Source organism: Allosphingosinicella sp. (genome assembly GCF_036387615.1).
In the GTDB taxonomy this organism is placed as follows: Bacteria; Pseudomonadota; Alphaproteobacteria; order Sphingomonadales; family Sphingomonadaceae; genus Allosphingosinicella.
Genome location: NZ_DASVTH010000057.1, coordinates 1 through 20310 on the forward strand (window position 1 = coordinate 1; position 20310 = coordinate 20310).

A 20310-nucleotide genomic window follows, 5' to 3' on the forward strand; every position below is an offset into this window, starting at 1 on the left:
CATCGAGCCGGTGCTTACGCACCCCTCTCTCCAACCTCTCTCCCGCAAGGGGAGAGAGGCTTAAGTGCTCGAAACGCTGATCACCGAACCGTGGGCCGATTACGGGCTCGTCGACTCCGGCCACGGCCGCAAGCTCGAACGCTACGGCTCGCACCGCTTCATCCGCCCCGAGGCGCAGGCGCTCTGGCCCCCGGCGCTCGACGATTGGGAAGCCGACGGCGAGTTCATCCCCGGCTCCGACGAGGAAGGCGGCGGCCGCTGGCAGTTCAACCGCCCGGTGCCGCGTGACGGCTGGGACCTGGCGTGGAACGAGGTCCGCTTCCGCGCGCAATGCACCCCCTTTCGCCACCTCGCCTTTTTCCCCGACATGGCGGCGCAATGGGCCTGGATGCGTGAGCGGCTCGGGGACGGCACGGAAGCGCTCAACCTGTTCGGCTATACCGGCGTCGGCACGCTCGCCATGGCGGCCGCCGGTGCCAGGCTCACCCACGTCGATGCCTCGAAAAAGTCGGTCGAGGCCGGCAAGGTCAACGCCGCCTTCTCCGGCATGACCGACCGCCCGATCCGCTGGATAGTCGACGACGCCGCCAAATTCGTCGCCCGCGAGGTCCGCCGCGGTCGGCGCTATGACGGCATCATCCTCGATCCGCCCAAATTCGGCCGTGGCCCCGCCGGCGAAGTCTGGAAGCTCGAAGAAGGCCTGCCCGCCCTTGTCGCCGATTGCGCCAGGCTGCTGGACGCGGACAGCCGCTTTCTGGTCCTCACCGTCTATGCGGTCCGCATGTCGGCCCTGGCGATCGGCGAACTGCTGAGCCAGGCGCTGGCTCCGCTCGGTGGCCGCGTCGAGTGCGGCGACATGGCGGTGCGGGAAGAAGCGCGAGGCCTCCTCCTCCCCACGGCGATCTTTGCCCGCTGGAGCCGGAGCTAGTCCCGTCGCGCGCGGATCGCCGCGCCGGCCGCGAACGGCGCCGCCGCAACCAGCAGCAGCGATATCGCGGCGAGCAGCTTAATCGCGCCCGTCTCGGCCCCTCGCTCGATCAGCCCCGCCCCGAAGATCAGGATCGGCACCGCCAGCGGCAGCATAAGCAAGCCCGCCAGCGCCCCGGTGCCCCGCAGACCGGCGGTCAGCGCGCTCACCATCAGCGTCAATGCGGCCAGCCCCGGCGTCCCGACCAGCAGCCCCAGCTCCAGCCGCGAGAAGACATCCGCAGGCAGCTTCATCAGCGCGGCGGCGGGAATCGCAGCCAGCATCAAGGGCGGCCCGAAGCTCAGCCAATGGCCGGCAAGCTTCGCCACCGCGATGCTCTCCTCGCCGATCCCGCGGACCCCGAGCTGGTCGAGCACGCCGCTCGCCCGGTCCGGCTCGACCAGCCGATCGACCGGCAGCAAGGCGGCCAGCAAAGCCGCCATCCACAGCGCCCCGCCGCCGGTCCGGGCCAGCAAAGGTGCATCCGGCCCGACCGCGAACGGGAACAAGGTCGCGACCAGCAGGAAGAAGATCAGCGGAAGCAGCGCATTGCCGCCGGTCGCCGCCAGCCGGAGTTCGCGTAAGGTGAGCGCGATCATGCCGATCCAAGCGTCAGCTGCTCGGCATCCTCAAGCCCGATCGGCTGGTGCGTCGCCGCGAGCACGGCCCCGCCCCGCCCGCGATGGGTTGCCATCGCCGCGGCCAGCCGCTCCTGCCCTTCGGCATCCAGCCCGTTGGCGGGCTCGTCCAGCAGCCACAAGGGTGCTCCGCTCGCGATCACCCGCGCCAGCGTCGCCCGTTTCCTCTGGCCCGTCGAGAGCATCCGCACCGGCACGTCGGCGAGGCGGGTGAGGCCCATCGGCTCCATCCCGTCCTCCGCCCGCGCCCCATCCAGCCGCGCCCAGAAGCCGAGCGCCTGCGCGACCGTCAGCCGTACGTCCAACGCCGCCGCTTCGTCGGCAAGCGCAAGCGGCGCTTTGCGTTGCACGAGCCCCGCGCTTGCCCGCAGAAGTCCCGCGGCCACCCGCATCAGGCTCGACTTGCCGACCCCGTTCGGACCCCGGATCACCGCCGCGCCACCCGGTGCCAGGCCGAGGCTCACGCCTTCGAACAACAGCCGCCCGCCCCGGACCAGCGCCACCCCCTCCAACAAAAGCAAGGCCTCAGGCCTCACCCGGCGGCATCCTCGATCGCGTGCATGTCCTCGTCCGAAAGCCCGAAATGATGGCCGACCTCGTGCACCAGCACATGGGTGACGAGCTCCTCCAGGCTAACCCCGCTCTCCGTCCATTCGTCGAGCAGCGGCCGGCGGTAGAGGTGGATCACGGCCGGCAGTTCGCCCGACGCCATTGAGCTCTGCTCGCCCACTGGTCGACCGGTATAGAGGCCGGAAAGCTCGAACGGATCCTCGATCCCGAACTGCTCCAGCACCTCCTCCTCGGCGAACTCGTCGACCCGGAGCACAACCCCGTCCAAATGCCGGCGGAACAGCTCGGGCAGCCCGGCGATCGCGACTTCCGCAAGCCGCTCGATCGTCGCCGCGTCCGGCGCAAAGGTTTGACCTTCCGTCACTACCCGCGCGACATAGCAGAAAGCGCGCCGCGCGCCACCAGAGGAGATGAACCATGGCAGCCAGGCTGACGGACGCGCAGCGCGAGAGCGCTCTCGCCGCACTTTCCGGCTGGTCCTATGACGCCGACCGCGACGCGATCCGCCGCAGCTTCCGCTTCGCCGGCTTCATCGAGGCCTTCGCCTTCATGACCGCCGTCGCACTCGAGGCTGAACGCGCCGACCATCATCCCGAATGGAGCAATGTCTGGAACCGGGTCGACATGCTCCTCACGACCCACAGCGCGGGCGGCCTCACGGCCAAGGACATCGCCCTGGCGCACCGAGCCGACGCGCTTGCCCTGCGCTTCGCCGCCGACTAGAGGGCGCTCTTTCCAGAGCATGCGGAGCGGTGGCCGAGTGGTCGAAGGCGCTCGCCTGGAAAGTGAGTATACGCCAAAAGCGTATCGAGGGTTCGAATCCCTCCCGCTCCGCCACATTGCTGTTTCCAGCAATCCCATACGGCCCCGCCAGACCTTGAATTCGCATGGAAAACGGCGCTTTATAGTCCAGCGTCGTCCCAGTTGATCCGTTACAATCGCAACGTACTCGGGGGCACTCTGGGGACACTGACCTCTCATACAGGGGGCATCCATGCTGACGGACCTCAAAGCACGAAAGCTCAGGCCACCGCCAAGGATTACAAGCTGGCAGACTCTGCCGGGCTTTACCTTTTTGTCACGAAGACCGGCTTCAAGTCGTGGCGAATGAAATACCGTTTTGGGGGAAAGGAGAGGCGGCTCGTCTTTGGCCCCTATCCAGAGATTTCGCTGATTGAGGCACGGAAACGCCGCGATGAGGCGCGACGCGAACTACGAGCTGACCGAGATCCCACTGTCGAAGCGATGAAGAGACGCGTCTCGGCCGTTGCTGAGCGGGACGCCACTTTCGAGGTCATCGGCCGACGGTGGCATGCGCAGCAGCAGGTCCGGTGGGCGCCGGTTCACGCCGCAGATGTGCTGCGCTCGCTTGAGCGTGACGCGTTTCCCAGCCTCGGATCACTCCCAATCGCGCAAATTGATGCTCAACTCGTGCTCGCCACCTTGCGCAAGGTCGAAGCGAGGGGTTCCCTTGAGACAGCGCGCAGGACGCGTCAGCGAATGTCCGCAGTGTTTGTGCACGCGATCTCGGAAGGAATCTGCTCGATGCCAGGCTTTGCGATATTGGTTGAGCGCAGCCCGGAGGTTGGCTGCGTTGTCGCGCGCTTCCTTCGCGATATGCGCTCTGACTTCGCCGGCGATGAAGTCGGAGAAGACCACGGCGACACCCGAGCCCTTGAACTGGTCCAGGCGCTGAAGCGCTCGGTAGCTCAGGTTGCAGCCAAACTTGTCGAATATGCTCGTATCGGAGCGTGATGACGCCGATTTCATTGGCGGCGATGGCCGCGGCGAGCTGCTGTTCTGTCCAGACCGGCATCTCAGATCCCCGCCAGTTCGGGCGGCAGGCCTTCAAAGGCATAGGGTTTCAAGAAGGCGCCGTTCCAGAGAATTTCGCGCTCGCCGGCGTTCAGCTGGGCGTCGTCGCAGACAGGATCCCAGTGCGCGCGGATCGCGTCGGCCAGGTCCCGGACGATTGCCTGCGCGTCGGCCGCAGAGAGCAGGAAGCGGGATGCGGCGTCGAGGCAATGCCGCAATTGGCTGGCATTGACCTGGCCGAGAATGAGCATCGCCTGTCCCGCTTCGCCGCCCGTGCGAAGTTGCGGACAAATGTCATAGGCCGGCGTCAAGGCGAGCTTTTGCCCGTCCCAGAAGGCGGCATGATTGCGCGCATGATCGTCGGTATTCCCGCACAGGATGTTGAAGACCAGCCGGGCGAACAACTCGCGCAACGTCTCGGTCGGCTCGGTGAAACGGTGGCGGACGATCTCGGCCAAATCCTCATAGCTGGCATAGCGTGCCATCATCTCGTCGAGCTCGAGCATAGTCAGCGCCGAGACGATGGCGCGCCGGTGCCACACGCCCTTGTCGTGCCGACGGTCGAAGCGTTCGACCATGAAGACGTCCTTGCCCATGGCACGCTCGAGCCGGACAGGCGCGACGTTCAGGCCGGCCAGCGTGGCCAGGCGCATCGCGACATATTCCGCCTTCACGACATTGTGCAGATCGTTGCTCGCCGAGAATTTGGCGATGAACTTGGTGCCGCCGGAATCGATCAGGACCTTGGGGCGCGCGCCACCAAGCGACGTCCCGTGCTGGAGCGCCTGGTCCAGCTCGGGCGTGAGCGGCAGTCGCTTCTCGACACGCTCGGCCGATTCCATCAACTCGCTGAGCGATGCCGCCTGGCGCTGGCGCGGCACATAGTCTGTCGGCGACAGCTGGAAATCGAGCGCGCCGATCCGGTCCGAGCCCGATTCGAGCAGATAAGTCAGCTCATCGAGTTCGGTCCCATCGATCTTGTCGGCCTTCTTGCCGAGCGTACGATTGATGATGACGCGACGGCCCCAGGCATCGGGTGAGGCATCGCGGATCGCACTCGGCATCGAGAGCCCCGAGACCAGCGGCAGGATGCCGGGCTCAAGCGGCAGCTCGGGATGATAGATGGCGATCCGATCACTGCGGTCGAGATAGGATCGACCATAGTTGAACACGATCCTCTTTCCGGCCCGGCTCAGCCGGCCGGCCACCACCGGCTCCTCGGCGTCGGGAAGCCAGATCCAGACATAGGCCTCGTCGTGGCGAACCTCAGAAATCATCTTTGACCGCCGCGGTGCGGCGCGTGCGCACGGCTCCTGGGAGCAGCGTCAGCTTGTCGGTCTGATGCGCCAGATGCGTCGCCAGCCGGCTCCGCTCGGCTTCGAACAACGGGACGCCGACGATCGCGGCGACTTCGAATACGGCACCGATCGAGCTGCCCGGATCACCGGCTTCGATGCGGCGGAGCAAGGCCCTCGAGATGTCGGCGCGTTCCGCGGTCTCGTCCATGCGCAATCCCTGCTCGATGCGGGCGACCCGGATGCTGTTGCCCAGCAACGCAATCGCGTCCTGGGCATAGCGCGACGCGGCACGGTTGACGGGCTTTGGCATAAGGTGGTCCATAAACGTAGCATGACGCGACTTCGCGGGCCATTTATGGACCGTTCTGGATTGTGTCAAGATATCCCGAGGCTGTCATGGATCATAAATGGCCCATGAGCTGACTTGGCGGATCATTTATGGCCCGCAAAGCGACACCAACCAGCTCGTATTGCTTGCCAAATCGCGACGGTCCCGACAGGTTTCGCTTCATGGTCACGATGTTCGTCGCGATCACCGACCGGAGCTGGTTTTACCTTCTATCAGCCGCGCAGCCGGATGAGGTGAACTTCTGGCAGCCCAGCGGCGGCAAGGCCTTCCGCGCGCTCATGCCGGGCGAGCTGTTCCTGTTCAAGCTGCATAGCCCCAACGACTATATTGTCGGCGGCGGCGTGTTCAGCCACGCGTCCAATGTGCCGTATCGATGGCCTGGGATGCGTTCGGCGCCAAGAACGGCATCGTCAGCCTCGCCGACATGCGTCACCGCATCGCACATTATCGTCGCGACAAGGATCTGATGGATCCGCGCCAGGACCCGGTCATCGGTTGCCGCATTCTCACCCAGCCTTTCTTCCTGCCGCGCGATCAATGGATTCCCGTGCCGGCGAGCTTTTCCAGAAACATCGTCGCTGGCAAGCGCTTCAGCACCGAGGAAGCGGACGGCGCGGCGTTATGGGACGCCGTTGCCGACCGGATCGCGGCGGTCGCGCCGCCGGCTCTCCACAGCGAACGGCTCGGCGCACCCCGGCTGGTCCGGCCACGCCTCGGGCAAGGCGCCTTTCGCCTGGCGGTCACCGACGCCTATGAACGGCGTTGCGCGGTCTCGGGCGAACGAACCCTCCCGATCCTCGATGCGGCCCATATCCATACCTTCGCCAATGGCGGCGCACACGAGCCCACCAACGGGCTGTTGCTCCGCACCGATATCCACCGGCTGTTCGATCTCGGCTATGTCACCGTCTCCGAGGATCTGCGCTTCGAGGTCAGCCACCGGTTGAAGGCCGACTTCGACAACGGCAAACATTATTATGATCTCCATGGCGTCCCGATCCGCGCACCGCAGCGCGGCTATGCCCCGCCCGCCGCCGCCGCGCTGTCCTGGCATCGCGAATATCGATATCTTGGCTGAAGTGCGGAAGCGCGCCTGCCGCGCGTCAGCGAACTGGCACAAGATGCGCCAAATGGTCCATTCTGGATGATCCTGTGGCGTGGCCATGCAACGCAGATCGGGTTAGATGGAACATCATAGCAACATTCCGACGGGGTCGGATCGGACAGGATAACGAGCAAGCGCGTGAAGAAATGGTGCGGCGATCAATTCGAGAAGATGCAGGAAGCGCGCGCCGGTGCCGAAGCGAAGCGGCTGGCGCTCATGGCACGGTTGAAAGGCGCCGCCCAGCAGCAGGCCGAACTTCATGCCGCCGAAGCTGCCAAGGCCGAGCGGTTCTCCGATATCGACATCACAGCCGCGCTGGCATTCGCGGCGACCATCCCGCTGCACCGGTTCGACACGAGCTTTGGGGGCACTGCCAATCTCAACCGGCCCACCCTCGACCTGCTTGGCCATTTTCTTGGCACATTGGTCAACCGGCGCTCCGCCGCCGTCCTCGCGCCTTGACGGCGCCGCCGCCGCTGTTGGCCCGCGTAATGGCGTCGTGGATGCGGCTTGCGACCTTCTCGGTGATCACCTGGTAGAGGAGCTGGGCCTCCTTGGTGCCACCGGTGCAGCGCAGATGATTGTCCATCCACGTTCGCACAATGAACTTGATCTGCGGAAAGAGGTGGAGTTTGGGCCGGCCGTCCTCATCTGTGAAGTAGCGCTCAATGACGTAGTTCGACAGCTTGAAGATAATGGTGGAGCGCCGTTCGCCGTCCAGATGGTTCAGAGTGAAGTCGGCCGTCTCGCCGATGATCCCCGAGTTAACTGTCTCCGTCGCGCTGACCTCCGAGGGATTGAGTTCGAAGCCGGAGTTGGCCTCAAAGCGCGCGGTGACCCGCTCTTGCGGCAGGTTAACACGGTACCCGTCGACACGCGGGAAGCGGATTTCGAGATGGTCGCGATCGGGGCTCACAGCGCGCACCGTGACGAGGTTGTCGGGCTTGGCCGGGGGCGCTTTCACCGCCTGCGCGGTGAAGTCGAAGGGAATGCCGAAGACATCGGCATATTCGACCTTGAACTTGCCGTCCGGCTGGACCGCGTAGGACTGGCGCCTAAGAGCGCGGCCGATCACCTGTTCGCACAGGAGCTGCGTGCCGAAGGCGCGGACCCCCAGCACGTGGGTGACGGTGTTCGCGTCCCAGCCTTCGGTGAGCATCGAGACCGAGACGACGCAGCGTATATGCTCGCCGAGCTGCCCCTTGCGGCGACGGTGTTCATCACCTCGCGCAGGATCGCCTCATCCGCGACGCCATCGGCTGCGCGATGGTTGCCCGTGCGTTGGACCAACTCATCCTTGAACCGCTCGATCTCCGCGGCTGCCGCCCGCTTGAACTCGTCGCTGATCGCTTCCCCTGACTCAAGCTGACTGCTGTCGATCAACAGGGTCCGCATCGGGGTAACGTCCGGTCGATCCGGGTCAGCGTTGCGGAACAAGGGGTACTTGCCGGCAACAAGGCGCGTCGAACCGTCGCCCAGCACCTGCTCGTATCCGGAAATGTAGTCGTGGACGAGCTTTGAAGTGGCCGTGTTGTTGCAAACCACTATAAACACAGGATCGACGCCGACCTCATGCTCGCGCCAGAGCCGCTGCGTCTCTTCATAATGGCCGTAAAGCGCGTCGAGCGCCGACAGCAGGATCGGGGGCAGCAGCTGCGGATTAAGGGCACCCGCGCCGGACCGCCCCTTCTTCGGCAGCTGCGTGGATCCCTTCTTGATCTCCTCCCACAGGTCGCGGAACTTGGGGCTGTCGCCGCCGGGCACGTTGTCGATGATCGGTACGCGCGGCAGCTTCACGATCCCGCACTCGATCGCGTCCATCAGACTGAAGTCGCTCATCACCCAGCCGAACAGCGAGCCCTCGCGGTAGCCGGAGCCCTTCAGAAAGAAGGGGGTGGCGGAGAGGTCGTAGACCTGCCGGATGCCGAGTACGCGCTTGACCGCCTCCAGCCCCGAGATCCACAGCCGAGCAGCCGCGTTGTTGCTTTTCGCCTCGTCCAAGTCGTCGCCCTTAAGCGCCTTGCGTTCCTCGTCGGACAGCGGCCGCTCGCGGTAGCAATGATGCGCTTCGTCGTTGAGCACGACGACGTTCTTCATGCCCATCAACGACCCAGCCACGCGCCGCACCAGCGCGCCATCGGTCTCCGGCTTTGCTTTCGTCGCGAGCGCCGCCTCCTGCACCTTGTTGAGAGGGACTTGGTCCTTGCGCTTGAAGGCGTGATAATTGGTGATCACGATCTTGGCCTGGCCCAGCTCTCCGAGCATGTCCTCGGGCACAATCTCGCGTGAACGGTAGTAGCTGTCGGGATCGTTGGGCTGGAGGACGCGCAGCCGGTCCTTGATGGTAATGCCCGGCGCAACGATCAAAAATCCCTTGCTGAAGCGCTTGGCTTCCGGATGGCGGACAGCGTTGACGGTCTGCCACGCGATCAGCATTGCCATCACCGTAGTCTTGCCGGCACCGGTGGCGAGCTTGAGCGCGAGGCGTATCAGCTCAGGGTTGGACGCCTGATTGGCAGCCTCGAGGTGGGCCCAGAATCGGCGGCCCTGCGCGGACGAACGCGGCGCAACTTCCGTTAGCCAAATTACCGTCTCAACCGCCTCGACTTGGCAGAAGAAGGGCCGCTGATTGGCGAATTCGTGGCTGCGCCAATGCCGGAGCAGCCGCGCCGTCGTCGGTGTGACGCTCCACTGGCTCTCAGGGAGCCCCCGCCAACTCTCAACGGCCGAACGGATGCCGTTGATGATCTCAGTAGGATTGTACTCCTGGTCGACGCCTAGCGGATCACCGGTTGCATACAGCTCCGCCTGTCCCTTGGCTTTAGTCTTCTTCGGCTTAGGGATTGGTGAAATCAGCGCGCTCTTGCGCCTATGCGACAGAATCTGATTAGTGGGCTGACCCGCCTCGTCCAACTCCCAGTGCTGGTCAGGAGCGGCATAGGGCGAGTTAAGTATCGGCGTTTCGAAAAAATGCTGCGTCACGGCCACGTCCAACTCGCTATGCAACAGCACATGTATGAGCTGCGAACCATAGCGCTCCCAATTGACGGCGCCTTCGGACCATCAGGCGACCACGTTCGAAGCTCGGGCCCACTCGGTCAAGGTATTTATAAGTGAAACAGGCTCTTGAGCCTGGAGGCAGGTATCCCAGCTGGCTCGGGGCTGCTCCAATTACCCAAAACCTTCCCCCAGGCTTTGAGTACCTATTCTCACTTTGAATCGGACCAAATGCTCTGCCAAATTGGCAGGTAGTCACCTTCCCAGTGACGATCTGTTTTAGTGATATACGAATATAATCCACTTCATCGAAAATGACAGCGACATTGGTTTCAGAAGCTGTTCTTTTCACATGCGACGACATCCACCTGCCAGCCGGAGGCTCGTCCCCGGGAGACACCCGCTTTCCCTGAGACTCCGTAGATTGCCTTCTTGGGATCTGCTCTTGCCTGAACGCTGTGAGCAAGATCCGGGCTAAAGCTGCCGACCTTCCAAATCAGCCCTTCACTGGGCCAAAGCCTTGTAGCGCGGGTCCAACGCCACTGCGCGATCCCGATCCGCTTCGGCCGGGCCCACCTCGCCCCGCTCGCGAAGCAGCAGACTGCGATGATGATATCCGCGTGCGGCGTTGGGAGCATAGCGCACTGATCGGTTCAGGTCGGCGAGCGCGCGTCCGGAATCTCCTTGGCGCCGATGGGCCAGGCCACGGTTCAGATAGGCGATCGAGAGTTGCGGCGCGGTTTGGATCGCTTGATCGAAAGCCTTGATAGCGCCTGCATAATCGCCTCGCCAGGCCAGCAGGAGACCGTCGGCATGATAGGCGGCCGCGCGCCCGGCCAAGCCTGGAGCGGCGGGATCGGCCAGCCGCTTGCACGCGTTCAGGCTGCGATTGGGATCGTCCAGCGTGCACGCATTCCAGTCACCTGGGCCGGCCTGCTTCCCGACCGCCGACCTTGATGCCGGGGCGGCTATTCTCGATCCCGTGACCACGATTTTCTCGCCCGACGCTTGTGCCATGGCTGTGACTGCCTCGGGCGCCGCACGCGTCGATTGGCTGCGCATCTGGGCGACCGCCGCCGGTGGTGACGACGGAGCGGGCGCGGCTTGGGCGAATTGCGCTGCGCTCTCTGCCTGGTTGATTCGCGCTGATGCGGAGGGGGCGGGAGCGGCGATGCCCATAGTTGGTGAGGACGATGCGCTGTCCGCCGCCGGGCTGGTCTTAGCCCGAGATGACGGGCGGTCGACGCCCTGGTCCGCAAGAACGGTAGGCAGCGACGATGCCTCGGGCGCAGGCGCCGGCGCAACATCGGCGGCAGTCGCCGAGGGCGCGGATGGCTGAACCGCGCCCGGTTCGGAGATGTCGGCCGTGGCTGGGCCGCCGACCTCCTGTGCCGCGGGGGACCACGGATCTCCAGGCTCCAGCCACATCGGCAGGCCGACAGCCGCCACGAGAGCTACGGTTGCGAGGGCAGCGACATGGGGGCGGCGAATTCGCGCGCCCCACCGCGCCGGCCTATCGACACGCGGTTCAGCCATGTCGAGCTTCAGATCGCCGACAGAGTCGAACCGCGCTAACGCGGTCTCGATCGCCGTCTCGCGGTGTGCGGGTCGAGGCGGCGGCGGTTCGGGCAGCATCGCCGACAGGTCCGGGTCGAGGCCCATCACCGCGCTCCGTCAGCTCGCCCGAGGCCACCGCCAAGGTTCACAAGGCGAGCTGGGCGAGAACCTGCGGGAATAGCGGGGCTGGAGGACATCTGTCGGCCTTATACGCTCAATCCTGAGCCGGTCGAATGCGTGTTCATTCGCGAGATTGCCTTGCGGCGGCGCGATGGCAGTCGGGCGCGGCGATAGAGAACGCCGCGCCCGGCCGGATTTCAGCCTAACGCTCCAGCGCAGCCATTGCCCCCGCCGACTTCGCCGCGCGGACCAGCTGGACAAATTCCGAGCGGTAACCGAAATCGTCGCTGCCCCGAGTGGGGATGACGATCCTCAGCACGTCGTCATAGGTCATCGAGCCGGTGTAGCGACCGCCGCGGAGCAATTCGGCGAAGGCGGCCACACCGGCGGCAAAACGCGCATCCTGCGGGGCTTCCTCGAACCGCCGGACTTCCTGCCGTCTGTCGATCGGAGTGGAGAGCAGGCGGCTCGTGTCCGATTTCGGCAGCTTGTAGCGGATCTTGACGAAGCCATATTCGGAGCCGTTCGCGCTGCCCGCTCGAGCGGCTGAAGGCGCCGGCCTGGCGTAGCGCAGATCGCCGATCGCACGCGGGCCGCCGACCGGCACGACTTCGTAGAGCGCAGTCACCGTCTGCCCCGAGCCGACGTCTCCTGCATCGACTCTGTCATTCTCGAAATCCTCGCGATTGAGCATGCGCGTCTCATAGCCGATCAGCCGATATTCGGCGACGGTGGCCGGGTTGAACTCGACCTGGATCTTCACGTCCTTTGCGATCGGGAAGAGCGTCGAGGTCGCCTCGTCGACGAGGGTTTTGCGCGCCTCGGCGACCGTGTCGATATAAGCGGCGGCACCATTGCCGTTCTGGGCAAGCGTCTGCATCAGGGCGTCGTTGTAGTTGCCCATGCCGAAGCCGAGCACCGAAAGGAACACGCCCTTGCCGCGCTCGCGCTCGACAAAACCTTTCAGTTCCTCCTGGTTCGTGATGCCGACATTGAAGTCGCCATCCGTCGCCAGGATCACGCGGTTGACGCCGCGGGGGTCGAAGCTGCTTTGGGCGAGCGCATAGGCCTGACGAATGCCTTCCGCTCCGGCGGTGCTTCCGCCCGCGCCGAGTTGGTCGATCACCGCCAGGATCCTGTCTCTCTGGCTGGCCGGCGTCGGCAGCAGCGCCGTGCCCGCGCTGCCGGCGTACGTCACGATCGACACGCGGTCGTTGCCGTTAAGCTGGTCCAGCAGCAGACGGAGCGACTGCTTCACCAGCGGCAGTCTGTTGGGCGCGTTCATTGACCCAGACGTGTCGATCAGAAAGACGAGGTTGGCGCGGGGCCGGGCCGCACGGGTGATCTCATAGCCGCGGATGCCGATCCGGACGAGCTTGCGTCCCGCGGTCCAGGGACTGGGAAACACCGCGACATTGGTGCTGAACGGCTGGTCGGCGGACCGTGGGAGGGCATAATCATAGGGGAAGTAGTTGATCATCTCCTCGGTCCGCACCGCCGCCGGCTGCGGCAACACATTCTGGCCCAACGAAGCGCGCACGAACGAATAGGTCGCGGTGTCGACATCGATCGAGAAGGTCGAGACCGGCTCTCCTTCGACGACCTTGAACGGGTTTTCGGTCGTTGCGGTGAACTTGTCGCGCCCGACATCCCGGTAAGGCGGCCGGTACAAGTGGATGCCCATTTCGGGCGCGAGCATCGGCGATACCCCTCGGCTGGTCGCCGACATTCCCATGGCCTGTGATTGCGCAACGGGCGGCGGCGCGGACGGGAGCGCCGCATAGGCGGCAACGTCGGCATTGGCCTCGTCCTGCGTCTGGCTACGGGTCTCTATCCGTGAGCCGGTGACAACGACATCGGATGCTGCCGTGGCAGTGTCATCGGCGCCGGATCCGGCACAGGACGACAATAGGATGGCGGCCAGGCCAAGTGCGGCTGAAGATCGGAGGCGCGACATAAAATGTTTCCCTGACAACAGCGGTGCACGATCGCCCGCATGTCACTGGGACGCGGCTCATCGGGGAATCCTTGGGAGCCGGGGGAGATTATTTGAAGTTATTCCGCGGTCAGCATTCGGCGTGCCTCATGCATGCGCCATGATATCGTGGACTCCGCCACACCCAGGATTTCCGCCGCCTCGGCATGGGTGAGCTGCTGACCGGCGACCAGCACCACGGCTTCGCGGTAAACTGGTTTAAGCTTGGAGATCGCGCTTTTCAGCCAAAGCGCGTTGTGAAGATCGTCGTCGCCCGAAGCGCGCGTTATCCCGGTGAGCTCCGCCACCCGATCGGTGAAGCCGAGGAACGATCTCCGCCTTCGCCGCAGGTCCCGGCAGGCGTTGACCACGATCCCGCACAGCCAGGTGGTGAATTTGGCCTCTCCCCGGAAACTGCCAATCTTCTCGACCAGTATGCAGCAGACGTCCTGCGCAATGTCCTCCGCATCGGCGCGCGATCCGGTCAGCTGCCATGCCAGCCCGTGGATACGGCCGTAGTGCCGCCGCAGCAGCTCGGCGAACGCATCGCGATCTCCACCGGCGGCCAAGAAAACCAGCCGCGCATCTGGATCGTCGCTGAATTCAGCCACTAGCAGGAATGATCATGGCCGATTGATGTACGCGGGCGATTAGGCGAGCGAAATCGCGCGTGTTCACCCGCCACTCCTTCGCCGCATCCCTCACGATCAGATATGTGCATCATTCATGCTGAGGATGCCATTGCCGACCTGCTCTGCGGATCAAGCGCGGAGAACTCGTCCAGATTTCTGATCCGAAGCAGCTTGTGCGCAGGCAGCGACTCTGGACCGGGAGCAGGTGGCATCCAGCCAAGCCTGGCAGCAGACCCAAGGGTCGGCTCATCGCGGTGGAAATCAGGCCTTCATCGCCGCTCCGGCTAGCCCTCGCCCGCGGAGGCTTGTTAGTTGCGCGCTGCACCGCTGGTGCAGGGCGCGTCTTCCCTCGTCCAATCGTACTCGAAGGTGGCAGGCACGGCTTGCCCATTACCGACTGACATCCTCTCTCCTGCGGGATCGTAGGATATCCAGCCCATGCTGTTGTCAAACGCCGCGATCCGCTCGTTGTCGCGCTTGGCGGTAGCCGCATCAATTTCCCGCTGCTCGACGCGGGAGCCTCGCACCATCCGGATCGCGCCATCGCGCAGTTCAAAGGCCCGATAATAGTTCCGCCCGAACATCCGCGTGTCGAAGCTGGCTTTTGACGACCACTGCTTGGCTTGGGTGGAAGTGGGCAGCCGAACAGTCGTTGCATGGCATGAGAACTCAGGCTTCGTGTAGAACGGCAGCGTCTGATCCTGATCGGCTGTTCGAAGGCGCTTCTCCGGCGGGTTGAACCCGCCGCCGGGCAGTGCGAGCGACTTCTCCCCGTTACCGTCGTCATCCCAATCGACGATTCCGGTCCCGCTGATCGTCAGGACGCTCGCCGCCGCCTTTTCATCATACCGCCATTTAACGTCGTCAATCGCCTGCCAGGTGTTGCCGACGAGCTCCTGCCGGAACGCAGCAAGCATCTGAGCGGGGGCCACTGACGAGAATTGCAGTTGGGCCTGCAGCCCTTTGACACCGCGCGCGATTGTCGTACCCGTGATTCGGGCGGGTTTATCGAAGCCTGCCCGCGCGTCGATCTCATGTAGGATTATCTCATCGGCGGTTCGCGCCGGCTTCCATTCGATCTGCTCAAGCGGATGTCCTTGGGCAGTGAGCGGCAGGAACCATTCGAATGGGATGATCGGAGTCAATGTCGGAGACGCGACCGGCGGCAGTGTCCCGTCCAGCCAGTACCAACGCCCGCTGACTCGCGCACGGACGACCACGTGATCAAACAGACCCGGGCTCGGCAGCCTCTCATTGAGGACGGCGTCAGCTCCGCTCGAGTTGACCAGCACTGGCTCTGCCTCGATGCCCAGTTCGCTAAGAAGCGCCATCAGGAGTGCGGTCTTGCCCTTGCAGTCGCCATATCGGCGCTGCCAAGTTTCTTCTGCGGTTGCGGGTGTCAGATTGCCGCCATTCAGACCGACGTAGATGTATCGGACATCCTGTTGCACGAGCTTGAGCGCAGCACGGGCCCGATCAAGCGGGGTCGCATGGGCTGCCGCGATACGCGCCGCCTCACGCCTAATCGGCGACCCGTTCGGAAGCTGTACCGCTTTCTTGTAGAGGGGAGCGAAATGCCGCGAGACGGCGCGCCAATCGGCAAAGTCACTATATTCAACGGTTCGCAGCCGCTCATAGCGAGCGGGCGCGTCCTTTGGCGAAGTTAGCGGTTCCGGATTGTCGAACCGGAAGTCGACCCCGCTCTCCCGGTAAAGCGCCGCTCCCTTCATCTTTGGGCTGATCTTCAGGCCGGGCTTCTGGTTCTTGTCCCAGCTCAGGCCCAGGTGATAGCGGCCGGGCCCTGGGCTCGGGGCGAGTAGCAGCACTCCGGCATCGTTAGTTGCCAGCGACGGATCGCTCGCAAGTGTCGTCATCTCGACCTCGAGTTCGTCACCGACCCGCAGATCGGGAACCCGCAACACAGCGGTCAATAGGCCATCAAGCCGCGCCGCTTCGAGCTGCTCTTCCCGGCGAAGGATCTCGAACGACGTGGTCTGAAGGACGTCGATCGTCTCGCCGCCGCGATAGACCTTTACCGAGTGCACTGTCGGAGCACCGGCAGCAGGATTCCATGCGAGTGACACATTGCCCGCTTGCAACGCGTTCGCGTGCAGGATCCTGATCCGGTAGCCGAAATACTGTTCTTGTCCCTGAGCGGTGAGGTGAATCAAGAAGTCCTGGCGCCGTACGAAGATGGCGCCGCCAGCATCATCCGGGACGGCGAGCGGTTCGGATGGAGTAACCCATGCCGGCGCGCGGCCGCGAGTGATCCGGTCGTTCTGCGCGTGGGCCTCACTGGCCAGGAACAGCGAAGCAGCCACCAGTGTTAGCGAAAGGCGCACTACCAATCCCCCCAACTCGCGCACCTGAAAGCGCGCGCGCCCCACGACTCAGGGGCTAAATCATCTCAAGGCAACGTAACCTGTTGAATCAATGGTATCTAGCAGTCGTCCCTCGCAAAAGGGGTCACGCGCGTAACAAGGTTCAACGGCGATCGTCCGGCTTGGTTTGAAGCGGCTAGGCGGTTTGTCATGCAACGACGCTTTCTGCCGGTTCTGGTGAGCTTTGAGATGAGCAGAACCAACATTACTTCGCTACCGCTTCCACGAGCTGAGCTGCTGCTGCGGCGATAGATTCGCGGACGCGCGCCAAGGCGAGTTCTAGCGGGTCCGCTTCGCCCATCAACGCAAACGTGCCGTTGAGCGCGAAGGTGCAGTGGCCATGAACGGTGGCGATCAGCGATCGGGCAAGCCGCGGAGCGCTCTCTCGGACGGCCTCCGGAAGCGCGGCCGCGACTTCGGCGGTCACGATCTCGGTGAGTTCCGAGCGTTGCTCTTCGAATTCCTCAGGCATGACGGCGTCGGGAGGGAGGCGATGATCGTAGATCGCCATCCACAGGTTCGGATTTTCGCGGGCAAAGCTGAAATAGCCTTCCACAAGCACCTGAATGCGGTCTGCCTGCTTAGCTTCTAGGCGGGCGCGCAGATGTGCCGCCCAAAGGCCAAATGTGCGCGTGTTGATTGCCAGGATCAGGCGGTCGTGGGTTCCGAACACGTTGTAGATCGTGCCGATCGAGTAGCCGATCCGCTTCGCCACCTCCCGCGCAGAGAAGCGCGCGAAACCTACCTCCGCAATTTGGCGGTGCCCCTCAACAACGATAATCCGCTCGAGTTCAGCGCGGCTGTGGTCGGATCGTCTACCCATTCAACCGCGCTACAGAAAAAACTGAACAGCGTCTAATATTTTAATTGAACGGTGATCAATTCACTGCTATGCGGACGGAATTGATCCGGAGAAGCCGCATGCTCGAAGTGCTCGTATTCGCCGCCGTGTTCATCGCCATCGCTCAACTCTGGTCGCGGATGGCGCAACTCGAACAGCGCTTGAACGAGGTCCAGGCTGCCGCTTCGGTGCCCGGCTTCGCGATGCCTGAAGCCCCGATGCAAAGGGTGGCCGCTGGCCTCGACACTGGGCGTCCAGCGGAGGCTCATCCCGTGCGGCTGGATTTCGAGCCCGAAGCGCCGCACCCTGAAGTAGCGGCGGCGCCTGAGCCCGCTCCCCAATCCGTGGTGCCCGAGGTCCCTCACTGGATACCGGATCCAGCGCCTGCGCAGCAGACGGACCTCAATGACCCCGAACCGCAAGAGCGCGCGTCAAGTTTCGAGGAACTGTTCGGTCGCAAGTTGCCGATCTGGGCCGGCGGCGTGACCCTCGCGGTCGCGGGCGTTCTCATCGTCCGCTACTCGATCGAAGCAGGCCTGCTCTCGCCGCTCATCCGCTTCCTTTCCGGACTGATGTTCGGAGCCGCACTCATCGGAGCTGCCGAGACGGCGCTTCGCATGGAAGTCCGGGTTCGTGATCCCCGCGTGCGCCAGTCACTGGCGGGGGCGGGCATTGCGAGCCTGTACGCAAGCATCCTGGTCGCGGTGAACGTCTACGCACTGATCGGGCCGCTCCCCGCATTCATTGGAATGGCTGCGGTGACAGCCCTCGCGATGGCGCTGTCGCTGCGCTTCGGCGCACCAAGCGCCATGCTGGGCCTGGTCGGCGGCCTCGCCGCCCCCGCTCTAGTCGGAACCGGCGAGCCGAACGTGCCTTTGCTCACCCTTTACCTCGCTCTTGCCGTTGGCGGCCTGTCCGCCCTTTCGAGAGCGCAGCGCTGGACGTGGCTTGGCATCAGCGCACTCGTGGGTGGCCTGGGATGGGGCGCGGTCCTGCTGCTCGGCGGTGCGCTGGATACCGCGTCCACATTGTCCATCGGTTTCTATGTCATCGCTGTCGGCATCGCCTTCCCGCTTGTTGCCCTGCCGAGCGGCGGCGCCGCCATTATACGCGTGATAGGCAGTGTCGCGGCCGCGGCGCAGATGGCGGCCCTTGTTGCCACGGGCGGCTTCGCGCTGCTGCACTGGAGCCTCTTTGGCCTGATCTCGATTGCCATCCTTTGGCTGTCACGCCGCGAGGAAGGCTTCAGGCACCTGCCGGCCGTCGGACTCGGCATCGCGCTGCTTTTGTTGGGAGCCTGGACCAATCCGGCTCCCGCGCACTTCGCCATGATCCTGGTGGCGACCGGTGCGATCTACGGCGGCCCCCTCTTGCTCCGGTTGTGGCGCCCTACCGGCGGGTTGCCAGAAGCGATCCAGATCGCCGGGCTGGCGATGGCAGCGACGCTGCTCCCTTCCTTGCACTTCTACCGCGCCGACGGCAGCGTCGATCTGGCTTTGGGCTTGGTCGCGCTCTCCGCGGCTGGCCTCCCGGCAATTGCGGCGCTGCTGGGTTGGACGAAGCCCGAGCGGCGCAGCGACGCTCGCTTTGCCCTGCTCTCCACCGCAACGGGCCTGCTCATCACCATTGCCAGCGCATTTGTCGCCCCAAGCTGGCTACTGCCATTGCTCGTCGGAGGAGTGGCCGTCATGCTGCTTCTTCTCAGCCTCAGGGCAGAGGACGAGCGGGTCGAGTGGAGCGGCTGGGTTTTTGCCGCCGCTTCCGTGCCGCTGCTAGCCGCCGCACCCTTGTACGGAGCCGAAGTGCACCGCCTCTTCGGATTGCCCGAGCAGGTGCCCCTTGTTCATGCTTTTCTGCGCTGGGCAGGTCTTGCCTGTGTCGCCGCAGCCTTCGCATGGAATGCTCGCTTGGATGGCGCGCGCGCGGCGGCGCAATCAGCAGCGGCACTGGTGGCGTACGGCGCTATGGCGCAGATCGCGCCCTTGTCTGTTCTGCCACTCGTACCGGGTGCCGGGCTTCTGGCCCTTGCCGCCGCCAGTCGCAGGCTCGCTCCAGGCACGCTGCTGCCGGCCATGGCGGCTCTACTGGGCGTAAGTGCCGCCTGGGCGGGCCTCCCCATGCTGCATTGGAGCGAATCTGCCATTCCTGCTCTCGGCGGCGATCCGGTGCTTGTTGGTGAACTCCCGATCGTCCGCGATGTGCTTCTTCGCCTGCTCCTGCCTAGCGCACTGATCGGCGGCGCCCTCTGGATGGGCACAAGTCAGATCTGCATCCGAGCCCGCAAGATCGCCTTCGGGTTTGCGGCCTTGCTCGGGGCAATTGGCCTGCACATCCTGTTCAAGCAGCTGTTCAGTATCGGGTTTGATGACCAGTTCATCCGCCTTGGCTTTGCAGAACGCACGGTCTGGGAGGCCTTGCTGGTGGTGGCAGGCGTCGCCGCCTGGAAACTGGGCTCCCGACCGGCGGCGCTCGCGCTTTGCGCTGCCGGACTCGCGCATTTCGGAGTGTTCACTGTGCTCCTGCACAACCCGCTCTGGGCCAATCAGGCTGTCGGCACGGTGCCGATCTTCAACCTGCTGCTGCCGGGCTACGGGCTGGCGCTCGCTCTGCTGTGGGCCGGTCGGAGGTTTGAACCGGAGCTGTCCTCCCGGTTCGAACGGCCAAGGGCGCTGCTGCAGATGCTGCTCATCCTGCTGCTCGCTTTCTCTTCTCTCCGGCATTGGGCGGAAGGGACGGTCCTTAGTGGATGGGAGCTCTCAGCGGGAGAGAATATCGCTCGCTCGATCCTTGCCGTGCTCCTCGCGATCGGCTTCCTCCTCTGGGGCATCAGGTCGGGGGCGCGCGACTGGCGGATTGCCTCGCTGGTGCTGATGCTCGCCGCGGTGGCCAAGGTGTTCCTGCTCGACGCCTCAGGCCTGGAGGGGCTGATGCGCATCGCCTCCTTCGTGGCGCTCGGCCTCAGCCTGATCGGGATCGGCTGGCTCTACAGCCGATCGCTGGGCGGCGTGCGCCCTTCAAGCAGCTTGCGATGACTGCCGGCTACGCTCACACCTGTCTCCAGGGGA

At 64.4% G+C, this 20310-nt stretch carries 17 protein-coding genes, 1 tRNA gene and 1 pseudogene; 8 read left to right on the forward strand and 11 right to left on the reverse strand.

The features are described from left to right. Positions 1–64 precede the first annotated feature (64 nt). A complete protein-coding gene (locus tag VF631_RS11775) occupies positions 65–928 on the forward strand; it encodes a class I SAM-dependent methyltransferase (RefSeq protein ID WP_431850506.1) in 864 nt (287 codons plus the stop codon). On the opposite strand, the gene VF631_RS11780 is transcribed toward VF631_RS11775, so the two are convergent. From VF631_RS11780 to VF631_RS11790, 3 genes are read right to left on the reverse strand one after another with little or no spacing between them, the layout of a single operon-like run. Beyond that, the gene (locus VF631_RS11780) at positions 925–1566 is read right to left on the reverse strand and encodes a heme exporter protein CcmB (RefSeq protein WP_431850507.1); all 642 of its coding nucleotides are present in this window, start codon (positions 1564–1566) and stop codon (positions 925–927) included. The genes VF631_RS11775 and VF631_RS11780 overlap by 4 nt on opposite strands. Beyond that, complete coding sequence (ccmA, locus tag VF631_RS11785) at positions 1563–2126, reverse strand: heme ABC exporter ATP-binding protein CcmA (protein ID WP_431850508.1); 564 nt, start codon at positions 2124–2126, stop codon at positions 1563–1565. Before ccmA ends, VF631_RS11780 begins: the two co-directional genes overlap by 4 nt. A gap of 11 nt (positions 2127–2137) precedes the next feature. After that, a complete protein-coding gene (locus VF631_RS11790) occupies positions 2138–2539 on the reverse strand; it encodes a metallopeptidase family protein (protein WP_431850509.1) in 402 nt (133 codons plus the stop codon). A gap of 53 nt (positions 2540–2592) precedes the next feature. On the opposite strand from VF631_RS11790, the gene VF631_RS11795 reads away from it, so the two are divergent. The 3 genes from VF631_RS11795 (at position 2593) to VF631_RS11805 (ending at position 3930) form a co-directional block, all read left to right on the forward strand. Next, positions 2593–2898, forward strand: coding sequence for a 4a-hydroxytetrahydrobiopterin dehydratase (locus tag VF631_RS11795; RefSeq protein WP_431850510.1), 306 nt, complete (start codon positions 2593–2595; stop codon positions 2896–2898). Positions 2899–2921: 23 nt separating this feature from the next. Further along, positions 2922–3012 (forward strand) — tRNA-Ser (locus VF631_RS11800). A gap of 87 nt (positions 3013–3099) precedes the next feature. Then, positions 3100–3930: a tyrosine-type recombinase/integrase gene (locus VF631_RS11805; RefSeq protein WP_431850511.1), complete on the forward strand. Its 831-nt coding sequence runs from the start codon at positions 3100–3102 to the stop codon at positions 3928–3930. Between the two features lie 62 nt (positions 3931–3992). On the opposite strand, the gene VF631_RS11810 is transcribed toward VF631_RS11805, so the two are convergent. Together VF631_RS11810 and VF631_RS11815 are read right to left on the reverse strand one after the other, a co-directional pair. Further along, positions 3993–5267: a type II toxin-antitoxin system HipA family toxin gene (locus VF631_RS11810; protein ID WP_431850512.1), complete on the reverse strand. Its 1275-nt coding sequence runs from the start codon at positions 5265–5267 to the stop codon at positions 3993–3995. Further along, positions 5257–5598, reverse strand: coding sequence for a helix-turn-helix transcriptional regulator (locus VF631_RS11815; protein WP_431850513.1), 342 nt, complete (start codon positions 5596–5598; stop codon positions 5257–5259). Before VF631_RS11815 ends, VF631_RS11810 begins: the two co-directional genes overlap by 11 nt. Before the next feature lie 200 nt (positions 5599–5798). Here VF631_RS11815 and VF631_RS11820 point away from each other — a divergent pair, with 200 nt between their 5' ends. The 3 genes from VF631_RS11820 to VF631_RS11830 all read left to right on the forward strand — a co-directional run bounded on the left by VF631_RS11820 (position 5799) and on the right by VF631_RS11830 (position 7204). Next, on the forward strand, positions 5799–6104 hold the full coding sequence (locus tag VF631_RS11820) for a hypothetical protein (RefSeq protein WP_431850514.1): 306 nt from the start codon (positions 5799–5801) through the stop codon (positions 6102–6104). Beyond that, positions 6011–6715 (forward strand): HNH endonuclease, encoded by a 705-nt coding sequence (locus VF631_RS11825; RefSeq protein WP_431850515.1) that lies wholly within the window; start codon positions 6011–6013, stop codon positions 6713–6715. Before VF631_RS11820 ends, VF631_RS11825 begins: the two co-directional genes overlap by 94 nt. Before the next feature lie 165 nt (positions 6716–6880). Next, the gene (locus tag VF631_RS11830; RefSeq protein WP_431850516.1) at positions 6881–7204 is read left to right on the forward strand and encodes a hypothetical protein; all 324 of its coding nucleotides are present in this window, start codon (positions 6881–6883) and stop codon (positions 7202–7204) included. Here the strand turns inward: VF631_RS11830 and VF631_RS11835 are convergent. The 6 genes and pseudogenes from VF631_RS11835 to VF631_RS11860 form a co-directional block, all read right to left on the reverse strand. Further along, positions 7197–9724, reverse strand: a pseudogene (locus VF631_RS11835) (BPTD_3080 family restriction endonuclease); the annotation flags it as partial. The gene VF631_RS11830 and the pseudogene VF631_RS11835 overlap by 8 nt on opposite strands. Positions 9725–10243: 519 nt before the next feature. Further along, complete coding sequence (locus VF631_RS11840) at positions 10244–11401, reverse strand: tetratricopeptide repeat protein (protein WP_431850517.1); 1158 nt, start codon at positions 11399–11401, stop codon at positions 10244–10246. A gap of 217 nt (positions 11402–11618) precedes the next feature. Further along, positions 11619–13373, reverse strand: a complete 1755-nt coding sequence (locus tag VF631_RS11845; RefSeq protein WP_431850518.1) for a vWA domain-containing protein — start codon at positions 13371–13373, stop codon at positions 11619–11621. Positions 13374–13471: 98 nt separating this feature from the next. Continuing rightward, positions 13472–14002, reverse strand: coding sequence for an RNA polymerase sigma factor (locus tag VF631_RS11850; RefSeq protein WP_431850519.1), 531 nt, complete (start codon positions 14000–14002; stop codon positions 13472–13474). A gap of 329 nt (positions 14003–14331) precedes the next feature. Next, complete coding sequence (locus tag VF631_RS11855) at positions 14332–16389, reverse strand: DUF3857 domain-containing transglutaminase family protein (protein WP_431850520.1); 2058 nt, start codon at positions 16387–16389, stop codon at positions 14332–14334. Positions 16390–16609: 220 nt separating this feature from the next. Then, positions 16610–17227, reverse strand: coding sequence for a TetR/AcrR family transcriptional regulator (locus tag VF631_RS11860; RefSeq protein WP_431850521.1), 618 nt, complete (start codon positions 17225–17227; stop codon positions 16610–16612). A 98-nt stretch (positions 17228–17325) separates the two neighbouring features. On the opposite strand from VF631_RS11860, the gene VF631_RS11865 reads away from it, so the two are divergent. Further along, complete coding sequence (locus VF631_RS11865) at positions 17326–20277, forward strand: DUF2339 domain-containing protein (RefSeq protein ID WP_431850522.1); 2952 nt, start codon at positions 17326–17328, stop codon at positions 20275–20277. The last annotated feature ends 33 nt before the right edge of the window (positions 20278–20310 follow it).